The organism is Bifidobacterium samirii, from assembly GCF_003952945.1.
GTDB classification, from domain to species: domain Bacteria; phylum Actinomycetota; class Actinomycetes; order Actinomycetales; family Bifidobacteriaceae; genus Bifidobacterium; species Bifidobacterium samirii.
The window spans coordinates 1-16,671 of the sequence record NZ_QXGK01000002.1; the positions used below are offsets into that span (position 1 = coordinate 1).

Consider the following 16,671-nt stretch of genomic DNA (forward strand, 5'->3'; position numbering starts at 1 on the left):
CTGCCGCTTCGTCGCCATGCTGATCCTGTCTTCCATAAGACAAGCCAAACAGGACCGATACCGTTCGCGCTCATTCCCGATGAGGCACCACCACACCCTACGCGCTCAAAAAACGTGAGGCACGTCGATCACCCTGTACCCGCAAAGAAAGGCGTATCATGACCGCATCATCTACATCATCCGCACCATCCTCATCATCCATCCAATCCACCACCCAATCCGCGGATGCCGACACCCCCACCGCCGCACGCGCATCCCTGTGGCGCAACGGCCGCTATCGCGCGTGGTTCGCCGCGGACACCGCGTCGGCCGTGGGCGCGGCGATGAAGGGCTTCGCGATCTCCCTGACCGCATTCGCACTCAGCGGGTCGCTGCCCGCCGCGGGATGGCTCGGCACCGCCGCCGTGATCGTCTCGCAGGTCGCGCAGACGGTCGGCGGTACGCTCGTCGACCGGCATGAGCGCCGTCGGCTCGTCATCGTCAACGCGCTGTGCGGCGTCGTCCTGTGGGGTGCGGCGGCCGCGCTCATGACGGCCGGGCTGATTACGTTCCCGCTGTTCGCCGCGATCGCGCTCGCAGCGTCGACCGTCAACGGCCTGCTGGGCAATGCGACCGATGCGATGCTGCGCTCCCTGCTGCCGATCGAGGATTATCCGCGTGCGCAGGCGCTCAATCAGGGGCGTGATTCCGTGGTCGCACTGGCGGGTTCGCCACTCGGCGGCATGCTGTACGCGGTCGCCGCGTGGATGCCGTTCGCCGCCGCGTCGCTTCTGTACGCGGTCTCCGGCGCGGCCGCCATCCGGATGCAACGGGACGATCCGCGACGCGCCGGCCTCCCGGATTCGCGCCCGACCGCCAGCTGCGACCGCGCGCCGTCCGGTGCACCCGATTCCGGTACACCCGATTCCGGTACACCCACCGACGAGGAGGCTCCGGCGCCGACCGCCGCCCGCACGTCGTTCCTCGCCGATTTTCTCGACGGCTGGCGGTGGACGCTGCGCCGGCGCACGCTGATGCTCATGTGCGTCATCGTCGCGCTGCTCAATTTCGGCGTCAACGGCGTGCTCGCCACGATCGAACTGCAACTGGTGGGCGACGGCGTCGTCCCGGTGCGCATCGGTTTCGTCAGCACGGCGATCGGCGGCGGCATGCTCGCCGGCGCGGCGCTGGCCGGACTGATCGCCGACCGCGTGCCGGTGGGCCGCGGCCTGATCGTCACGTCGGCGCTGTGTTTGGCAGCGTTGGCGCCGATGATGGCCACGCACGCATATCCGGCCATCCTTGCGTCCACGATCGCGCTCGCACTGCCGATGCCGACGATGAACGCGCTGCTGGTGGGGTTCGTGTTCGCGAAGGTGCCGGCCGACATGCAGGGCCGCGTCGGTTCGGCGAGCGACCTGCTGTCGATGCTGCCGACGCTGTTCTGCTCGGCGATCGTCGGTTCGCTGCTGCCGGCCGTCGGATTCCGTACGACGACCGGCGTGTTCCTCGCCGCGCTCGCCTGCAATCTGGCGATCGTGCTGGCGGACCGTTCCGTCCGGCGGATTCCCGCGGCCGACCGATGGCCGCAGGTCGATCTGTAGGATGTGCCGGCCTCGCCGACGATGGCCGCCTGGCGACGTTCCGACTGTTGTGCTAGCATAATGCTAGCACAATTGACGCGATACAGCCGAAGGGGGTTGCGATGAGCGCGGAAGAGACGACCGGCACCATCACCATCAGGAAGGTGCCCGCGGATTGCATAGCCAAGCTCAAGGAGACGGCGAAGAGCCACAACCGTTCGATGGAGTCGGAGGTGCGGTCGGTGCTGGAGGATTACGCAGCAGGCGTCCTCGCACGGCATGAGATCAGGACCACGAACTTCTACGAACGACTGCGCACGTTCATGGAGGAGGAGTCCATCGAAGGGTTCTCCGAAGAGGAGTTCCCCACGCCCGCACGCGGCGACGAACCCGAACGCGACCGGGAGGTGTTCGGCGCATGACCGGGATCATCCTCGACACCAACGTCATCAGCGAACTGGTACGTCCCCGACCGTCGGCTTCGGTGCTCGACTGGTTCTCGCACACGGATTCCCGTCAGCTGGCGACCACATCCATCACCGTCGCGGAACTGTTCTCCGGCATCCGGCGCATGCCGGAGGGACAGCGCCGACGCCAACTGGCGAAGGCCATCGACTTCGCATTGCTGCCGCTGCTCGACAGCATCCACCCGTTCAACGCCACCGCCGCGATCGAATACGCCGAGGTCCGGGATATCCGGGAACGGGCGGGCCGTCCGATCGGCGTGCAGGATGCGATGATCGCAGCGATCGCACGCTCGCAGGACGCGGCGCTTGCGACGCGCAACGTCAGGGATTTCGAGGGCACCGGCGTCACCGTCGTCGACCCGTGGCATCGCACGGATGCCGACGCGCGGTGACGGATGCGGACTCCGACTCCGTCGTCGTAGCCCGCATTCCGATCCCGGCGAACCGGCGACCCGCGCCGATCCGCCGTCGATCCGCCCGATCAGCCGAGCTGTTCGGACAGCTCCATCCACTCCATCTCCAGTTCGTCGGATTCGTCGGCGACGGCCTGGAGCTGCTGGTTGAGGTCGTTGAGGCCGGCGTAGTCGCTTGGATCGTGCGCAGCCATGCGTGCCTCCAGTTCGGCCTTGCTCTCCTCCAGTCGGGCGAGCTTGCGTTCGATGGCGGCGACGCGCTTGCTCGCGTCGTGGAACGCCTTGCCGGTCAGCTTCGGTTCGCCGGCCGACGCCGCCGACGCCGAAGCACCCGAAGCGCCAGCCGACGCGGCACCCGAAGCAGCCCCGCCACTGTTGCCCCGACCGCCCGCAGCCGACGCCGACCCGCCCGCACCCGTGGACGGCGAGTACGTCATCTCCGGCAGCGGCTTGCCGGCCTTGATCATCTCGGTCATGTCGAGATAGTCCTGCACGCCGCCGGGCAGGTGGCGCACCTTGCCGCCGATGAGTGCGAACTGCTGGTCGGTGACGCGTTCGAGCAGGTAGCGGTCGTGCGACACGACGATCAGCGTGCCGGGCCACGTGTCGAGCAGGTCCTCCATGACGGCCAGCATGTCGGTGTCGAGGTCGTTGCCGGGCTCGTCCATGATGAGCACGTTCGGCTCGTCGAGGAGGATGAGCAGCAGCTGCATGCGGCGCTTCTGTCCGCCGGACAGGTCGCGGATCGGCGTCATGAGCTGCGCGGATTCGAAGCCGAGCCGTTCCATGAGCTGGCCGGGCGTCACCTCCTTGCCGTCCACGATGTAGCTCGGCTTGTAGCGCGACAATACTTCCTTGATCTTGTACTTGCCGAGCTTCTCGAGTTCGTCCAGCCGCTGCGAGAGCACGGCGAACTTCACGGTCTTGCCGATGTTGACGCGCCCCTGGGTGGGGGTGATGGTCCCGTCGAGCAGTTTGAGCAGCGTCGACTTGCCGGCGCCGTTCGCGCCGACGATGCCGAACCGGTCGCCCGGGCCGATCAGCCACGTCACGTCGTCGAGGATCGTGCGGCCGGATACGGTGACGCGCCGCGCCGCCGACGTGACCTCCGGTTCGACGGACTCCTCGGTCACGCCCTGCCGGCGCGCCCGCTCCTCGGCTTCGCGGCGCGCCTGTTCGGCCGCCTCGATCGCCTCGGGGATGCCCGCGTCGACGAGGCGCGGGTCGGCCATCGTGTCGACGGCCACCTCGATCGAACCGTGGATCTGCGGTTCGGCGTACATCGCGTGCACGACGTCGACGCGCGACGCGGAGTCCTCGAGCGCGGCCGCGTCCGGGTCGACGGCGGCCATACCCTGCGTGCGGGTGAAGATCTGGGTCACGTCGACCAAGTCGACGACCTGCTTGCCGAGGCGCGACGTGGCCATCTGGCGCAGTTCGATCGAGTTGCGCACCGGCGGCACGTCGGCGATGAGCGCCTTGGCGGCCTTGACGTGGAACTTCTGCTTGGTGGAGCGTGCGCGGGCGCCGCGCGTCAGCCATGCGAGCTCCTTGCGGGCGAGGTTGCGCCGCTTCGTCTCGCGCACGTCGGCCTGACGGTCGCGTTCGACGCGCTGGAGCATGTACGCCGAATAGCCGCCTTCGAACGGGTCGATGACGCCGTCGTGCACCTCCCACATCGACTCGCACACCTCGTCGAGGAACCAGCGGTCGTGGGTGACGAGCAGCAGCGCGCCCTGCCCCTTCGACCAGCGGTTCTTGAGATGTTCGGCGAGCCAGTGGATCGTCACGACGTCCAGATGGTTGGTGGGCTCGTCGAGCGCGAGGATGTCCCAGTCGCGCAGCAGCAGCCGCGCCAGGTCGGCGCGTCGGCGCTGGCCGCCGGACAGGGAGCCGATGGTCGCGTCGAGCGAGATGCCGCCGAGCAGCGCCTCGACGATCTCGCGCGAACGCGTCTCGGCCGCCCACTCGTAGTCGGCACGGCCCTCCAACGCCGCCTGACGCACCGTCGCGTCGTCGTCGAGCGGGTCACGCTGGTCGAGCATGCCGAAGGTGAGGCCGTTGCGTTTGGTCACGCGCCCCGAATCGGGTTCCTGCGTGCCGTTGAACAGGTGCAGCAGCGTCGACTTGCCGTCGCCGTTGCGGCCGACGATGCCGATGCGGTCGCCTTCGAAGACGCCTTGCGTGACGTCGGTGAAGATGGTCTTCGTGGCGAAGGCGAGCGAGACGTGTTCGAATCCAATATCGTAAGTCGGCATAGGGCACTAACTTAGCGCCACCACCGGGCATCGCCGGCGTCGCGCCGACCGTCAGCCGAGCGTGCGCGCGTACGAGCTGCAGCGGGCGGCGAATCCGGAGAACACCTGGTCGGCGAGCGGCTGCAGCGCGGCGTCGTGTTCGGCGAACGCGTCGCGCAGCTGCGACTTGGATCCGCCGGCGGCCTTGAGCTCCTTGACCATCGACGGCTCGTCGAGCCACTCCTCGAGGATCGCGCGCGTCACCTCCAGATGGAACTGGACGCCCAGCGCCGATCCGAAGCGGAACGCCTGCACCTTGGTCGACTGCGAGCGCGCGAGCAGCTGCGCATCCGACGGCAGGCCCACCACGTCGTTATGCCAGTGGAGCACGTCGAGCTGCTTGTCCCACATGGACAGGAAGTCGTGCTTGTCGACGCGTTTGATCGGGCCGAAGCCGATCTCCGGCGCCTCGCCGCGACACAGCTTCGCGCCCAGCGCCGTGGCGACGATCTGATGGCCCAGGCACACGCCCAGCACCGGCTTGCCGACGCTGATGGCGGCCTTGGCGAGCTTCGCCTCCGCCTTGAGGCCCGGATACTTGTCGTAGTCGAGCGCGCCCATCGGCCCGCCCATGATGACCACGCCCGCCACTTCGTCGAAATCGGGCAGGTCGGGTTTCTTCTTCTTCGCGATCTCGAGCGTCTGCGTCGCCAGCCCGTACTCCTCGAGGTTCGTCAGAATACGCCCCGGCTTCTCCCACGGGACGTGCTGCAGAATCAACACTTGCGGCTGCGTCATGGGGTCCATTGTGTCACCACCCGCGTAATTCGGGCAAAACCGCGCTTCACCGTACGGTCCCGGCCACGCGGCCGGCGGCGGCCGGCTTTGTCGTGCAACGCTTCTACGCTTGCCCTATGACGCAAGCCCAAGAACCGCAGAATTCCAACACTTTCGCAAGCCGTCAGGTCGCGCGCGCGGCCGCCGGCCTGCGCCTGTACGATACGGCAAGCCACACGGTCGAGCCGTTCGCGCCGATCCGTCCCGGCCAGGTCGGCATGTACGTGTGCGGCGCGACCGTGCAGTCGTCGCCGCATATCGGCCACATCCGCGCCGCCGTCGCGTTCGACGTGGTGCGCCGCTGGTTCGAACGGCTCGGCTACCGCGTCACGTTCGTGCGCAACGTGACCGACATCGACGACAAGATCCTCGACAAGGCCGCCGCGGCCGGCCAGCGCTGGTGGGAGCGCGCCTACCTGTACGAGCGCGAGTTCACCGCGTCGTACGATACGCTCGGCGTGCTGCCGCCCGCCTACGAGCCGCGCGCCACCGGCCACATCATGGACATGGTCGCGCTGATCGAACGCATCATCGCCAACGGCCACGGCTACGTCGTGCGCGGCGAGGACGGCGAACCGACCGGCAACGTGTACTTCGACGTGGCCAGCTGGCCGCACTACGGCGACCTCACGCACCAGAAGCAGACCGCCGCGGCCGGGGACGAGGCGGCCGCCGTCGCCGACCGCATGGGTCCGAGCGTCGACGCCGCCGGCGACGACAAGTACAATCCGGTCGACCCGGCCGACCTGTCGCCCGACAAGCACGACCCGCGCGACTTCGCCCTGTGGAAGGCGCCGAAGGACACCGATCCGCTCGACGCGCGCTGGAGCACCCCGTTCGGAGTCGGCCGTCCCGGCTGGCACATCGAATGCTCGGCGATGAGCCACCGTTATCTCGAAGGCATGTTCGACATCCACGGCGGCGGCCTCGACCTGCGTTTCCCCCACCATGAGAACGAGATGGCGCAGACGCGCGCCGCCGGCTACGATTCGGCCGCGCACTGGATGCATTCGGCGTGGGTGACCGCCAAGGGCGAGAAGATGTCGAAGTCGCTGGGCACCGGCCTGTCCGTGCCGAGCGTCCTCGCCGGCAATCCGGCGTGGGTGGTGCGCTACGCGCTCGGCTCGGTCCAGTACCGTTCGATGCTCGAATGGTCCGATCAGGCGCTCGTGGAGGCGCGCGCCGCCTACGACCGCGTCACGAACTTCGTGGACCGTGCCGGCGCCGCGCTGAGCGGCCAGCCGTCGCGCGACGAGATCGTCGCCGTGGGCGCGGACGATCTGCCGGCCGACTTCGTCGCCGCGATGAACGACGACTTCAACGTGTCGGGGGCGAACGCGGCGGTCTTCTCCGCCGTGCGCGCCGGCAACACGCTGCTGTCGCAGCTGGCCGACCGCGCCGACGCCGACGCGGCGCGCGCCGAACTGCGCGATGCGCTCGTGGCCGTGCGTGCGATGCTCGATACGCTCGGTCTCGACCCGCTGGCCGAACCGTGGACCGCCGGCGGTTCCGGCGCCGGCGCGTCCGGCGACGACGGCGGCCGCGAGCATGAAGTGCTGGACGCGCTGATCGGCGAGCAGCTGACCGCCCGCGCCGAAGCGCGCAAGGCGCGCGACTTCGCCAGGGCCGACGCGATCCGCGACGCCCTGAACGCCGCAGGCATCGCCATCGAGGACGGCCCCCAGGGCAGCACCTGGAGCCTCAAGTAAGGACCCGCAACCCCCGCGAACCCCGCGGACGGCATGATCCGATCGGATGAAGGCCGTGGTCCGTATGTCGCTTTCCGGCATCCGGACCACGGCCTTCATCATTGCGGTCGCCGGACCGTCAGTCGAAGACGAAGTCGACGTCGACGATGTGGAGGCGGTGGCGCAGCTCCGCCTCCAGCGCGCGCTTGCGGTCGACCAGGTCGGCCACGTCGATCGTGGCGCCGGTGCCGGCCAGATACACGTCGACCGTGTAGTTCATGCCGGTCTTGAAGATCAGCGTCCGCTCGTACTCGGTGTCGGCGGGCAGGTGGCGCAGCGCGGCGGCTTCGACGAACGCGTTCGTCTCGTCGTCGTCATGGACGCCGCCGACGAGCTCCACGAACGCGTCGCGCAGCACGCCGATCGGCTCGCGGATCGTGCACGCCACCAGCGCGACGGTGATGAAGAAGTCGCCGGTGTAATGCAGGAACGCGAGCGCCCCGTCGTCGGGCAGGATCATCAGCGCGACGGCGACCGCGCCGATGCCGAACGACATCGCGCCGTCGACGAGCGTGCTGTTGCATTCGGCGGTGAGCATGGTGCTGGAGTTGCGGATGGTCCGGTTCTCGCGCGCGTAGTACAGGTACAGGCCGAGGCAGATGGCGACGGTGGCGATCTCGTAGACGACGACGGGGCCGGTTTCGATGCGGGTGCCTTCGCCCAGCACGAACCAGTCGTAGGCGACCTGGCTGACGTCGACGAGCGAGAACGTGAGGAGTGCCATCGTGAACATGGCCTTGGCGATCGCGTAGATCGGTTCGAGGGCGAACATGCCGTTGGGGAAGCGTTCGGTGACGCGCACGGTGCGCGTGGACAGGTAGACGGCGATGAGGCCGGAGGCGACGGATATCGCGGTGAACGAGAAGTCGAGGAACATGGCCTTGAGGCCGGTCATGAAGAACACGGCCATGCCGGCCGCGACCTGGATGGTGTTGACGATGATGCCCACGGTGAGGGCTTGGCGTTCGATGCGTTTGTGCTGCATGGGCGGGCCTTCCGTATTGCACGGCATGTCTGCGTCGGTCCGGTGGGAGCGCACGGCAGTCTGCGTATAGGTGGTGTCCAGGAATCCGAGATGGTGTGGCTACGATGTCAGAATCCGCGGAATCGTTTGCGTCTCCCATCCTACCGGATGCGCGGCGCGTCCGCCCCGCCGCTTCCGCCGCTTCCGCCGACGGCATAGCCGGCGGAAGGCCCGGTTTTCCCGCGTGGCGGCTAGACTCTGGGCATTATGGCAGCATTTAGTTCTCTTACCGACCGGTTCTCGAATGCGTTCAAGCATCTCAAGAGCAAAGGCAAGCTTTCCGAAGCGGATATCGACGGTACGATCCGTGAGATCCGCCGCGCGCTGCTCGACGCCGACGTGGCGCTCGACGTGGTGCGCTCCTTCACCTCCCGCGTGCGCGAGCGTGCGCTCGGCGCCGAGGTGTCCGATGCGCTCAACCCGGCCCAGCAGGTCGTCAAGATCGTCAACGACGAGCTGACCGACGTGCTCGGCGCCGGCGTGGACCGTCCGCTCAACTTCGCGAAGAACCCGCCGACGATCATCATGCTCGCCGGCCTGCAGGGCGCCGGCAAGACCACGCTGGCCGGCAAGCTCGGCTACTGGCTGAAGGATTCCGGCCATACGCCGCTGCTGGTCGCCGCCGACCTGCAGCGTCCGAACGCCGTCACCCAGCTGCAGGTCGTGGGCGAGCGCGCCGGCGTGCCGGTGTACGCGCCGGAGAAGGGCGTGCAGTCCGACGGCGGCGACGCCGTGTCGATCCCGGGCCTGACGACCGGTGATCCGGTGAAGGTGGCGCGCGATTCGATCGCGCTCGCCAAGCAGAAGCTGTACGACACGGTCATCATCGATACCGCCGGCCGTCTGGGCGTCGACGAGGAGCTGATGAAGCAGGCGCGCGACATCCGCGACGCCGTGCAGCCCGACGAGATCCTGTTCGTCATCGACGCGATGATCGGCCAGGATGCGGTGCAGACCGCGAAGGCGTTCGACGAGGGCGTGGACTTCACCGGCGTGGTGCTGTCCAAGCTCGACGGCGACGCGCGCGGCGGCGCGGCCCTGTCGGTCGCGTCGGTGACCGGCAAGCCGATCCTGTTCGCGTCCAACGGCGAGGGATTGAAGGATTTCGAGGTCTTCCACCCGGATCGCATGGCCTCGCGCATCCTCGACATGGGCGACATCCTCACCCTGATCGAGCAGGCGCAGAAGCAGTTCGACGAGGAGAAGGCGCGTGAGGCCGCGGCGAAGATGGCCGAGGGCGAGTTCGGTCTCGACGATTTCCTGGAGCAGCTGCAGCAGGTGCGCAAGCTCGGTTCGATGAAGTCGCTGCTGGGCATGATCCCCGGCATGGCGGCCCATCGCAAGGAGCTGGAGCAGTTCGACGAGCGTGAGATCGACCGCACCGAGGCGATCATCCGTTCGATGACGCCCGAGGAGCGTCGCAATCCGAAGATCATCGACGGTTCGCGCCGCGCCCGCATCGCCTACGGTTCGGGCAACACCGTGTCGGCCGTCAACGGTCTGCTGCAGCGGTTCGAGCAGGCCGCGAAGATGATGAAGCGCATGTCGAACAAGGCCGGCATGGGCGGCATCCCCGGCTTCGGCGGCCCGGCGATGGGCGGCGGCAAGAAGGGCAAGGGCAAGAACAAGAAGAAGGGCTCGTCCAAGTCCGGCAATCCGATGAAGCGCGAGGCCGAGGAGAGGGCGCTGCGCGACAAGCTCGCCGGCAAGTCCGGTTCGACCGGCGGCTCCGCGTTCGCGAAGAAGCCGCAGAATCCGGCGCTTCCGGCCGGCCTGCAGCAGGCGCTCGACGCGAACGGCGGCGAACTGCCGCCGAACTTCGGCGCCGGCCTGGGCGGTCTGCTCGGCTGACGGACACGTCTGTGCGCCCGATGTCGTAAGCAGGTGCACAGACGTGTCCGAAACGTCACGATGCTCGCGCAATCCAGCGGTGTGCGCGAGCATCGTGACGTTTCGGACACCGTAACCCTCACATTCCTCGCGCACACCATGCGATCGCGCGAGCGTTGTGAGCCTGCGAAGCAGTCTTCGGAACCGATTCATCGGCGCGTAATATTCCCGCGATACATTGCACCCGGTCTAGGGGAACGCCGCATCATGCGGCGACAATGAACGGGGGTAACAATGGCAATCGAACACGAGCATCATCGTGAGCATCACGGAGCGGTCGCGACGGCCGATACCGGGCTGCAGCGCCTCCGATCGGCCGTCATCGACGAGCTGCGGATCGACCGTACCGGGCTGAAACAGGCGGACCGACCGCTTCGGGCCGCGGCGGTCATCGTGCCGCTGATCATCCTGTTGTTCGCAGCCGGCCTCGGACATGCTGTCGTCGCGTCCATCGAACAGCTCCTGTCCTATACGCCGGACGACACCTTGCAGTACACGACCGTCGACATCAACACGCAGACGGAATATCTCGTCGGCTATCTGCTCCGCTACAACATCCCCGGCCTGCTCGGATGCGTCGCCATGATGCTGCTGCGCCGCCATCCCAAGCCCGCCTGTCCGCTCCGGATCCCCGCCTGGACCACCGAGGTGAAGACGTTCTTCGTCGCGTTCGCCGCCATGATGGCCGGCACGACCATGATGACGTGGGCCGCGACCGTCCTCCACGTCCAGATGGTCAACCAGGCCACCGTTCCCATCGGCGACACCGCCACGATGCTGGTATTGCTCGGCAGCGCGACCGCCGGCCTCATGGAGGAGCCGATCGCACTCGGCGTGGTCGCCGTCGGCCTGCGCCGATGCCGCGTCCCGTGGCCGGCCGTCGCCGCCATCGCGGCGCTCATGCGCGTCAGCTACCACCTGTACTACGGGTGGGCGGCGCTCGCCATCGCGATCTGGCCGGTCCTGTTCGTCATGATCTACCGTCGCACCGGTGCGATCATGCCGTTGATCGTCGCGCACGGCGTCTACGACGTAATCCTGACGGGACAGCAGCTGCACCCCTACACGCTGTTCGCCGAGCCGCTGCTCGACGCGCTCGCCGTCATCGGCGTCGCGATCGCCGTGGTCACGGTGCTTCGCAAGGCGTTCACACCGGTCACGGCATAATAGGGGCTTGTGACTGTTGTGCTGATCGTACTGATGATCCTGACCGCCGTATGCGCGGCGTGGGCGGCGCTCGCGTGGCTGCCCGCCGGCGCCGACCTGCATATGCCGCTGCCGTATCTGATCGCCCTGATCCCGTTCCTGTGGATTCCGATGGTCGTCGTCGCCGTCGCGGCGGCCGTCGCCGGTTGCCCGGCGTGGGCCGTCGTCGCGCCGATCGTCGTCGCCGTCGCGTCGCGGGCACGGCAGGCGCGCTATCTGGCACGATGGCGCGGATTCGGCGGATCGCCGTCACGTCGCCGCCGGCGCGTCGATGACGATGCGATGGGCGACGACGATCGGTTGTCCGGTGTCGACGATGGTGTCGGCGGCGATAGTGCGGCCGATGCGGCCGTATCCGGCGACGATGCGCGCGCCGCGGCTGCGCTCCGCGCACGCATTCGTGAAACACTGCGTGAAAACGCCGTCCATGAGCGGGAGACCGCGCAGGACGTGCTCGGCCAGCGCGCGTCGGCAGCCGCGTCGTTCAACGTCATGACCGTCAATTGCCGGTTCGGCCGGGCCGACGCGAAATCCATCGTCGGCGCGGTGCTCGCCCGCGACATCTCCGTCCTCGCCCTGCAGGAGCTCACGCAGGAGCTCGTCGACGCGCTCGACGCCAACGGACTCGACCTGCTGCTCCCCTACCGTCGCCTCGGCAAGGCGCGCGACAGCGACAACGGCGGATTCAACGGCATCTGGATGCGCGTCGACCCGAAGGAATCCACGTCGTCGATCATCGACATCCCCGCCGCCGACCTGCCGGCCGCAACCATCCAGATCGACCCGCAGCGCGACATCACATTCGTCTCCGCCCACCCCAAGTCGCCGATGCGCAGCCTGCAGGACTGGTCCGCCGGCATCATCGGACTGGGCGGGCTCGCCCGGCGCGACGGGCGGCGCGAACGCGACATCACCGTCATCCTCGGCGACCTCAACTCCGGCATCGACCATCCGAGCTTCCGCACGCTGCTCGACGCCGGATTCCGCGACGCGAACCTGACCGTCGCACGCGGCCCCCAGCCCACGTTCCCCCGCTGGCTGCGCTGGCCGCGCATCATCCTCGACCACATCCTCGCCGACGGCGACGCCACGTTCGGCGACGTCGAATCCTTTGAAATCAAGGACACCGACCACCTCGCGCTGGCCGCCACGCTCGTCATCGACTGACAGATGCCGCAGCCAGCCGCCGCGGCCACACGGCAACACCTGATATACTTGGGCGCGGCGGCACAGTGCAGTCCAACGGAGGACATCCCCGTCACCGGGGCCGAGCATCCGGATCCTCAATAGGGGTGGGGGCCGCACGCATTGCGCGCGCCGTGAACCACCAACCTCGGGGAAGAGGCCCACCATGCATCACCACCATCCCACTGACCGCGCCGGACGGTTTCGCCGCATAGGGGGAACGCTCGCCATCGCGGCCCTGTTGCCGCTGCTGCTGGGAGGCTGCGGAACCCGGCAGACGGCCGACCCGGACGCCACCGGGGAACGCCTCGCGTCATCGCTGTCCGAATACGCGCAGCAGCTGCTCGACGAAGGCGGCGACGACATCGGCGAGACCCAACGGGCAGCCATCCAACGCGTCATCGACACCGGCGAGGTATCCAGAAGCGACTACGAAGCCGCCTACGACGGCTATACCACCTGCATGACCGACCGCGGGCACAGCAAACCCGAATTCTATACCACGTCCAACGGCGTCAAGCAGCCCTATGCCCGGGTGTCCGACGGCGAGGATACCTCCACCGAGGAGGGAATTCACAATGATGAAATCGCGTGCACAGCCATGCACATCAGTGTGATCAGCGTGCTCTATCAGGCGCAGGTCGGCAACCCCAACCTGTACTCCGACCACGACGAAGGCGCGGTCGACTGCCTCAAACGCGCCGGACTCGTCCCCAAGGACTACACCATCGCCCAATACCGCGACGACGTCAACACCATGAACCACGTCGACCCCGGCGAAACCCCCGACACCACACTCGACAGGGACGACCCCGGCGTGCAATCCTGCATGGTCACCAACGGACACATCCTCATCGGAGACCCCGCCGACCTGTAAAACAACAGCCGAGGAACCCGTCGCACGGCGTGTTCCGACAGACGCGACACGACGCGCGGAAATCCATACCGGCAGGTACAATTGCCGACGTTATTCGTGGCGATCGGAGCCCTCTAATCCCGGGCGTCACGAGGAACGAGTGGGCCGGCAAGCTGTGCCCCACACTGCAAACCGAACCACACCCCTAGTTACAAGGAGAGCCATCTTGGCAACCAAGATTCGTCTGAAGCGCATGGGTAAGAAGTTCTACGCGTTCTACCGCGTGGTCATCATGGATTCGCGTACCAAGCGCGATGGCCGTGCCATCGAGGAGATCGGTACCTACAACCCGAACACCCAGCCTTCGACCATCCAGATCGACTCCGAGCGCGCCCAGTACTGGCTGGGTGTCGGCGCTCAGCCGACCGAGCAGGTCCTCAACCTGCTGAAGATCACCGGCGACTGGCAGAAGTTCAAGGGCCTTGAGGGCGCCGAGGGCACCCTGAAGACCGTTGAGGCCGGCCCGGACGCCGCCGCCCGCGTCGAGGCCGTCGAGGCCCAGGCCCAGAAGCTGAAGGCCGCCAAGTCCGAGGCCGAGGCGAAGGCCAAGGCCGAGGCCGAAGCCGCCGCTGCCGCCGAGGAAGCCCCGGCCGAGGAAGCGCAGGCTGAGTGATCATGCTCGCACAGGCTGTGGAACACCTCGTCAAGAACATCGTCGATTTCCCCGATGATGTCTCGGTCAAGTCCCATGAGAACCCGCGCGGCGAACTGCTTCGCGTGCGCGTGAACCCGGAGGACATCGGCCGCGTGATCGGACGCAACGGACGCACCGCGAACGCGATTCGCACCGTGATCCAGGCGCTGTCCGACCACAAGGTGCGCGTCGACATCATGGACGTGCGTAGGTGACACCCGGCGTGGCGAGTCAACAACACTCTGACGGCCCTCAGCAGCGCGAGTTGCTGAGGGTCTGTCGTATCGGCCGCGCCCAAGGGCTCAAGGGCGAAGTCACCGTCCTCCCCTTCACCGACGAACCGGACTACCGGTTCGCCCCCGGCTCCGTGCTCTACACGCGCGACGGCGCCGACGAATACGTCGTCGAACGCTCCCGCACGTTCAAGAACCGTTGGATCGTCAAATTCGAAGGAATCGACGACCGCGACGCCTCCGAGGCGGCCAACGGCATCGAACTGTACGGCGAGGCCGACGACCCCGAATACATGCTCGAAGAGGACGCCTGGTATCCCAAGGACCTCGTCGGACTCGACGTGCGCCTCGCGGACGGCAACATGCTCGGACTGCCCGCCGGACAGAGCGTCGGCAAGGTCGTCGACGTGCTCGACGGCTTCCAGTCGCTGCTCAAGGTGCGGCTGGCGAACCCGGTGCGCGACCCCGACACCGGCAAGGTGACCGAGAACAGCGCGCTCGTGCCGTTCGTCGATGCCGTCGTGCCCGACATCGACCTCGACGGCGGCTATCTCACCCTCGACCCGCCCGGAGGACTGATTCCGGGACTGTGACGGACCGTGGCCGCGTGAGGTTATGGAATGCCGCAAAACCGCTGCGAAACGGTATGCCCGCCGATTCGCAGCGGTTTTCCGTATCTGATACGAGTCTTCACGTTCCCGTCGCGGGCGGCGGGGACGTGTTCGTGGGGATCCGTCTGACTTGCACTCTATAAATGCAGGTATGAAGATCGACATCGTTTCCGTATTCCCCGAATACTTCGACGTGCTCGGGCTGAGCCTGTTCGGCAAGGCGCAGGCCAAGGGCCTGGTCGAAGTCGCCGCGCACAACCTGCGCGACTGGACCCACGACGTGCATCATTCCGTCGACGACACGCCCGTCGGCGGCGGCGCCGGCATGGTCATGAAACCCGTCGTCTGGTCCGAATGCCTCGACGAACTGCTCGGCCTCGACGCGCGTGACATCAGCGAGATCATCACCGACGACGCTGCCGCGGCGGCTGCGGACGGCGAGCCGGTCATCGACGATACCGGCGACGTGGCCGCGGCACCGCGTACGGTGCTCATCTTCCCGAATCCGTCGGCGCCGCTGTTCACCCAGCAGGACGCGACGGAACTGTCGCACGCCGACCGGCTCGTGTTCGGCTGCGGACGCTACGAGGGCTACGACGCGCGCATCCCCGAGTACTACCGGGCGCAGGGCGTCGACGTGCGCGAATATTCGATCGGCGACTACGTGCTCAACGGCGGCGAGGTCGCCGTGTCCGTGATGCTCGAGGCGATCACGCGGCTGCTGCCCGGCTTCATGGGCAACGCGGAATCGATCGTCACCGAATCGTATACCGGCGAGAACGCGCTGCTGGAACACCGGCAGTACACGAAGCCGGCCACGTGGCGCGGCATCGGCGTGCCGGACGTGCTCCTGAGCGGCGACCACGGCAAGGTCGACCGGTTCCGCCGCGACGAATCGCTCGCCAAGACCGACCGGCTGCGCCCTGACCTGATCGAACGGCTCGACTGCAAGGCGCTCGACAAGGCCGACCGCAAGACCCTCATGGGTCTCGGCTGGGAGGTCTCCGGCGCGCATCCGCGTCGCCTCTCGTAGGTTTTCCGGTCTCCCCCTCTCCGTACGGATTGCGACGCAAACCGATCCCCCGGCGTCGCAACTTGCATATGAACCGGAGCGACGTTGCGGATTGCGACGCAAGCCGGGGTCGTTGCGTCGTAATCCGTACGTGAATCGGGCAGATCCTACAGATTACGACCCAAGCCGCTCCCCCGGCGTCGCAATCCGCATAGGAACCAGACAGACCTAACGGATTGCGACGCGAACCTCCCTCTCAGCGTCGCGATTCGTATGTGAATCGGGCGGGGTGGGCGGATTGCGACACAAATCCACCACACTACACATTGACATATCGAAGATTGTCGATATAATAGGAGGCGTGAATCCGACAGAAGCGCTCAAGGCACTGGCGAACGAGCATCGCCTCCGCATCATGCAGTGGCTGAAGGAGCCCAAGCGGCACTTCCACCACGATTCAGACGTCGATATGGAGCAGGTCGGGGTCTGCGTGGGCGAGATCCAGCGCGTGCTGGAACTCACGCAGTCGACCACCTCCCAGTATCTGTCCATCCTGCAGAAGGCGAACCTCGTCACGTCCACCCGCATCGGCAAGTGGACGTACTACCGACGCAACGAAGCGGCCATCGAGGAGCTCCGCGACTTCATCGACACGGAACTCTGACGGCCGCTCCCCAGACGACGCAGGTCGGTACA

At 67.1% G+C, this 16,671-nt stretch carries 15 protein-coding genes and 2 pseudogenes; 13 read left to right on the forward strand and 4 right to left on the reverse strand.

Annotated elements, in window-relative coordinates; all coding sequences use genetic code 11:
• Positions 1–158: 158 nt before the first annotated feature.
• From D2E24_RS01255 to D2E24_RS01265, 3 genes are all read left to right on the forward strand, one after another.
• Positions 159–1,583: an MFS transporter gene (locus D2E24_RS01255; protein WP_125967518.1), complete on the forward strand. Its 1,425-nt coding sequence runs from the start codon at positions 159–161 to the stop codon at positions 1,581–1,583.
• 101 nt (positions 1,584–1,684) lie between these two features.
• Positions 1,685–1,984: a FitA-like ribbon-helix-helix domain-containing protein gene (locus tag D2E24_RS01260; protein WP_125967519.1), complete on the forward strand. Its 300-nt coding sequence runs from the start codon at positions 1,685–1,687 to the stop codon at positions 1,982–1,984.
• Entirely contained in the window at positions 1,981–2,421 is a 441-nt protein-coding gene (locus tag D2E24_RS01265; RefSeq protein ID WP_125967520.1) for a type II toxin-antitoxin system VapC family toxin, read from the forward strand. The genes D2E24_RS01260 and D2E24_RS01265 overlap by 4 nt, the downstream gene beginning before the upstream one ends.
• An 89-nt stretch (positions 2,422–2,510) precedes the next feature.
• Here the strand turns inward: D2E24_RS01265 and D2E24_RS10760 are convergent.
• The 3 genes and pseudogenes from D2E24_RS10760 to D2E24_RS01275 form a co-directional block, all read right to left on the reverse strand.
• A pseudogene (locus D2E24_RS10760) lies at positions 2,511–2,744 on the reverse strand (ABC transporter C-terminal domain-containing protein); the annotation flags it as partial.
• 161 nt (positions 2,745–2,905) lie between these two features.
• A pseudogene (locus tag D2E24_RS01270) lies at positions 2,906–4,700 on the reverse strand (ABC-F family ATP-binding cassette domain-containing protein); the annotation flags it as partial.
• Between the two features lie 51 nt (positions 4,701–4,751).
• Positions 4,752–5,477, reverse strand: a complete 726-nt coding sequence (locus D2E24_RS01275) for a type 1 glutamine amidotransferase (protein WP_125967522.1) — start codon at positions 5,475–5,477, stop codon at positions 4,752–4,754.
• A 116-nt stretch (positions 5,478–5,593) separates the two neighbouring features.
• On the opposite strand from D2E24_RS01275, the gene cysS reads away from it, so the two are divergent.
• The gene (gene cysS, locus D2E24_RS01280; RefSeq protein WP_125967523.1) at positions 5,594–7,225 is read left to right on the forward strand and encodes a cysteine--tRNA ligase; all 1,632 of its coding nucleotides are present in this window, start codon (positions 5,594–5,596) and stop codon (positions 7,223–7,225) included.
• A gap of 118 nt (positions 7,226–7,343) precedes the next feature.
• On the opposite strand, the gene D2E24_RS01285 is transcribed toward cysS, so the two are convergent.
• A complete protein-coding gene (locus tag D2E24_RS01285; RefSeq protein WP_125967524.1) occupies positions 7,344–8,249 on the reverse strand; it encodes a cation transporter in 906 nt (301 codons plus the stop codon).
• Positions 8,250–8,495: 246 nt separating this feature from the next.
• Between D2E24_RS01285 and ffh the strand changes: the two genes are divergently transcribed.
• The 9 genes from ffh to D2E24_RS01330 all read left to right on the forward strand — a co-directional run bounded on the left by ffh (position 8,496) and on the right by D2E24_RS01330 (position 16,639).
• On the forward strand, positions 8,496–10,139 hold the full coding sequence (gene ffh / locus D2E24_RS01290; RefSeq protein WP_125967525.1) for a signal recognition particle protein: 1,644 nt from the start codon (positions 8,496–8,498) through the stop codon (positions 10,137–10,139).
• 273 nt (positions 10,140–10,412) lie between these two features.
• Complete coding sequence (locus D2E24_RS01295; protein ID WP_125967526.1) at positions 10,413–11,345, forward strand: CPBP family intramembrane glutamic endopeptidase; 933 nt, start codon at positions 10,413–10,415, stop codon at positions 11,343–11,345.
• 9 nt (positions 11,346–11,354) lie between these two features.
• The gene (locus D2E24_RS01300; protein WP_125967527.1) at positions 11,355–12,551 is read left to right on the forward strand and encodes an endonuclease/exonuclease/phosphatase family protein; all 1,197 of its coding nucleotides are present in this window, start codon (positions 11,355–11,357) and stop codon (positions 12,549–12,551) included.
• Between the two features lie 259 nt (positions 12,552–12,810).
• On the forward strand, positions 12,811–13,446 hold the full coding sequence (locus D2E24_RS10235) for a hypothetical protein (protein ID WP_164520950.1): 636 nt from the start codon (positions 12,811–12,813) through the stop codon (positions 13,444–13,446).
• 205 nt (positions 13,447–13,651) lie between these two features.
• Positions 13,652–14,098, forward strand: coding sequence for a 30S ribosomal protein S16 (rpsP, locus tag D2E24_RS01310; protein WP_125967528.1), 447 nt, complete (start codon positions 13,652–13,654; stop codon positions 14,096–14,098).
• Between the two features lie 2 nt (positions 14,099–14,100).
• Positions 14,101–14,334, forward strand: a complete 234-nt coding sequence (locus D2E24_RS01315) for an RNA-binding protein (RefSeq protein ID WP_125967529.1) — start codon at positions 14,101–14,103, stop codon at positions 14,332–14,334.
• Between the two features lie 8 nt (positions 14,335–14,342).
• Positions 14,343–14,945 (forward strand): ribosome maturation factor RimM, encoded by a 603-nt coding sequence (rimM, locus tag D2E24_RS01320; protein ID WP_125967530.1) that lies wholly within the window; start codon positions 14,343–14,345, stop codon positions 14,943–14,945.
• A gap of 169 nt (positions 14,946–15,114) precedes the next feature.
• Positions 15,115–15,996: a tRNA (guanosine(37)-N1)-methyltransferase TrmD gene (gene trmD, locus D2E24_RS01325; RefSeq protein WP_125967531.1), complete on the forward strand. Its 882-nt coding sequence runs from the start codon at positions 15,115–15,117 to the stop codon at positions 15,994–15,996.
• A gap of 340 nt (positions 15,997–16,336) precedes the next feature.
• On the forward strand, positions 16,337–16,639 hold the full coding sequence (locus tag D2E24_RS01330; protein ID WP_206430901.1) for an ArsR/SmtB family transcription factor: 303 nt from the start codon (positions 16,337–16,339) through the stop codon (positions 16,637–16,639).
• The last annotated feature ends 32 nt before the right edge of the window (positions 16,640–16,671 follow it).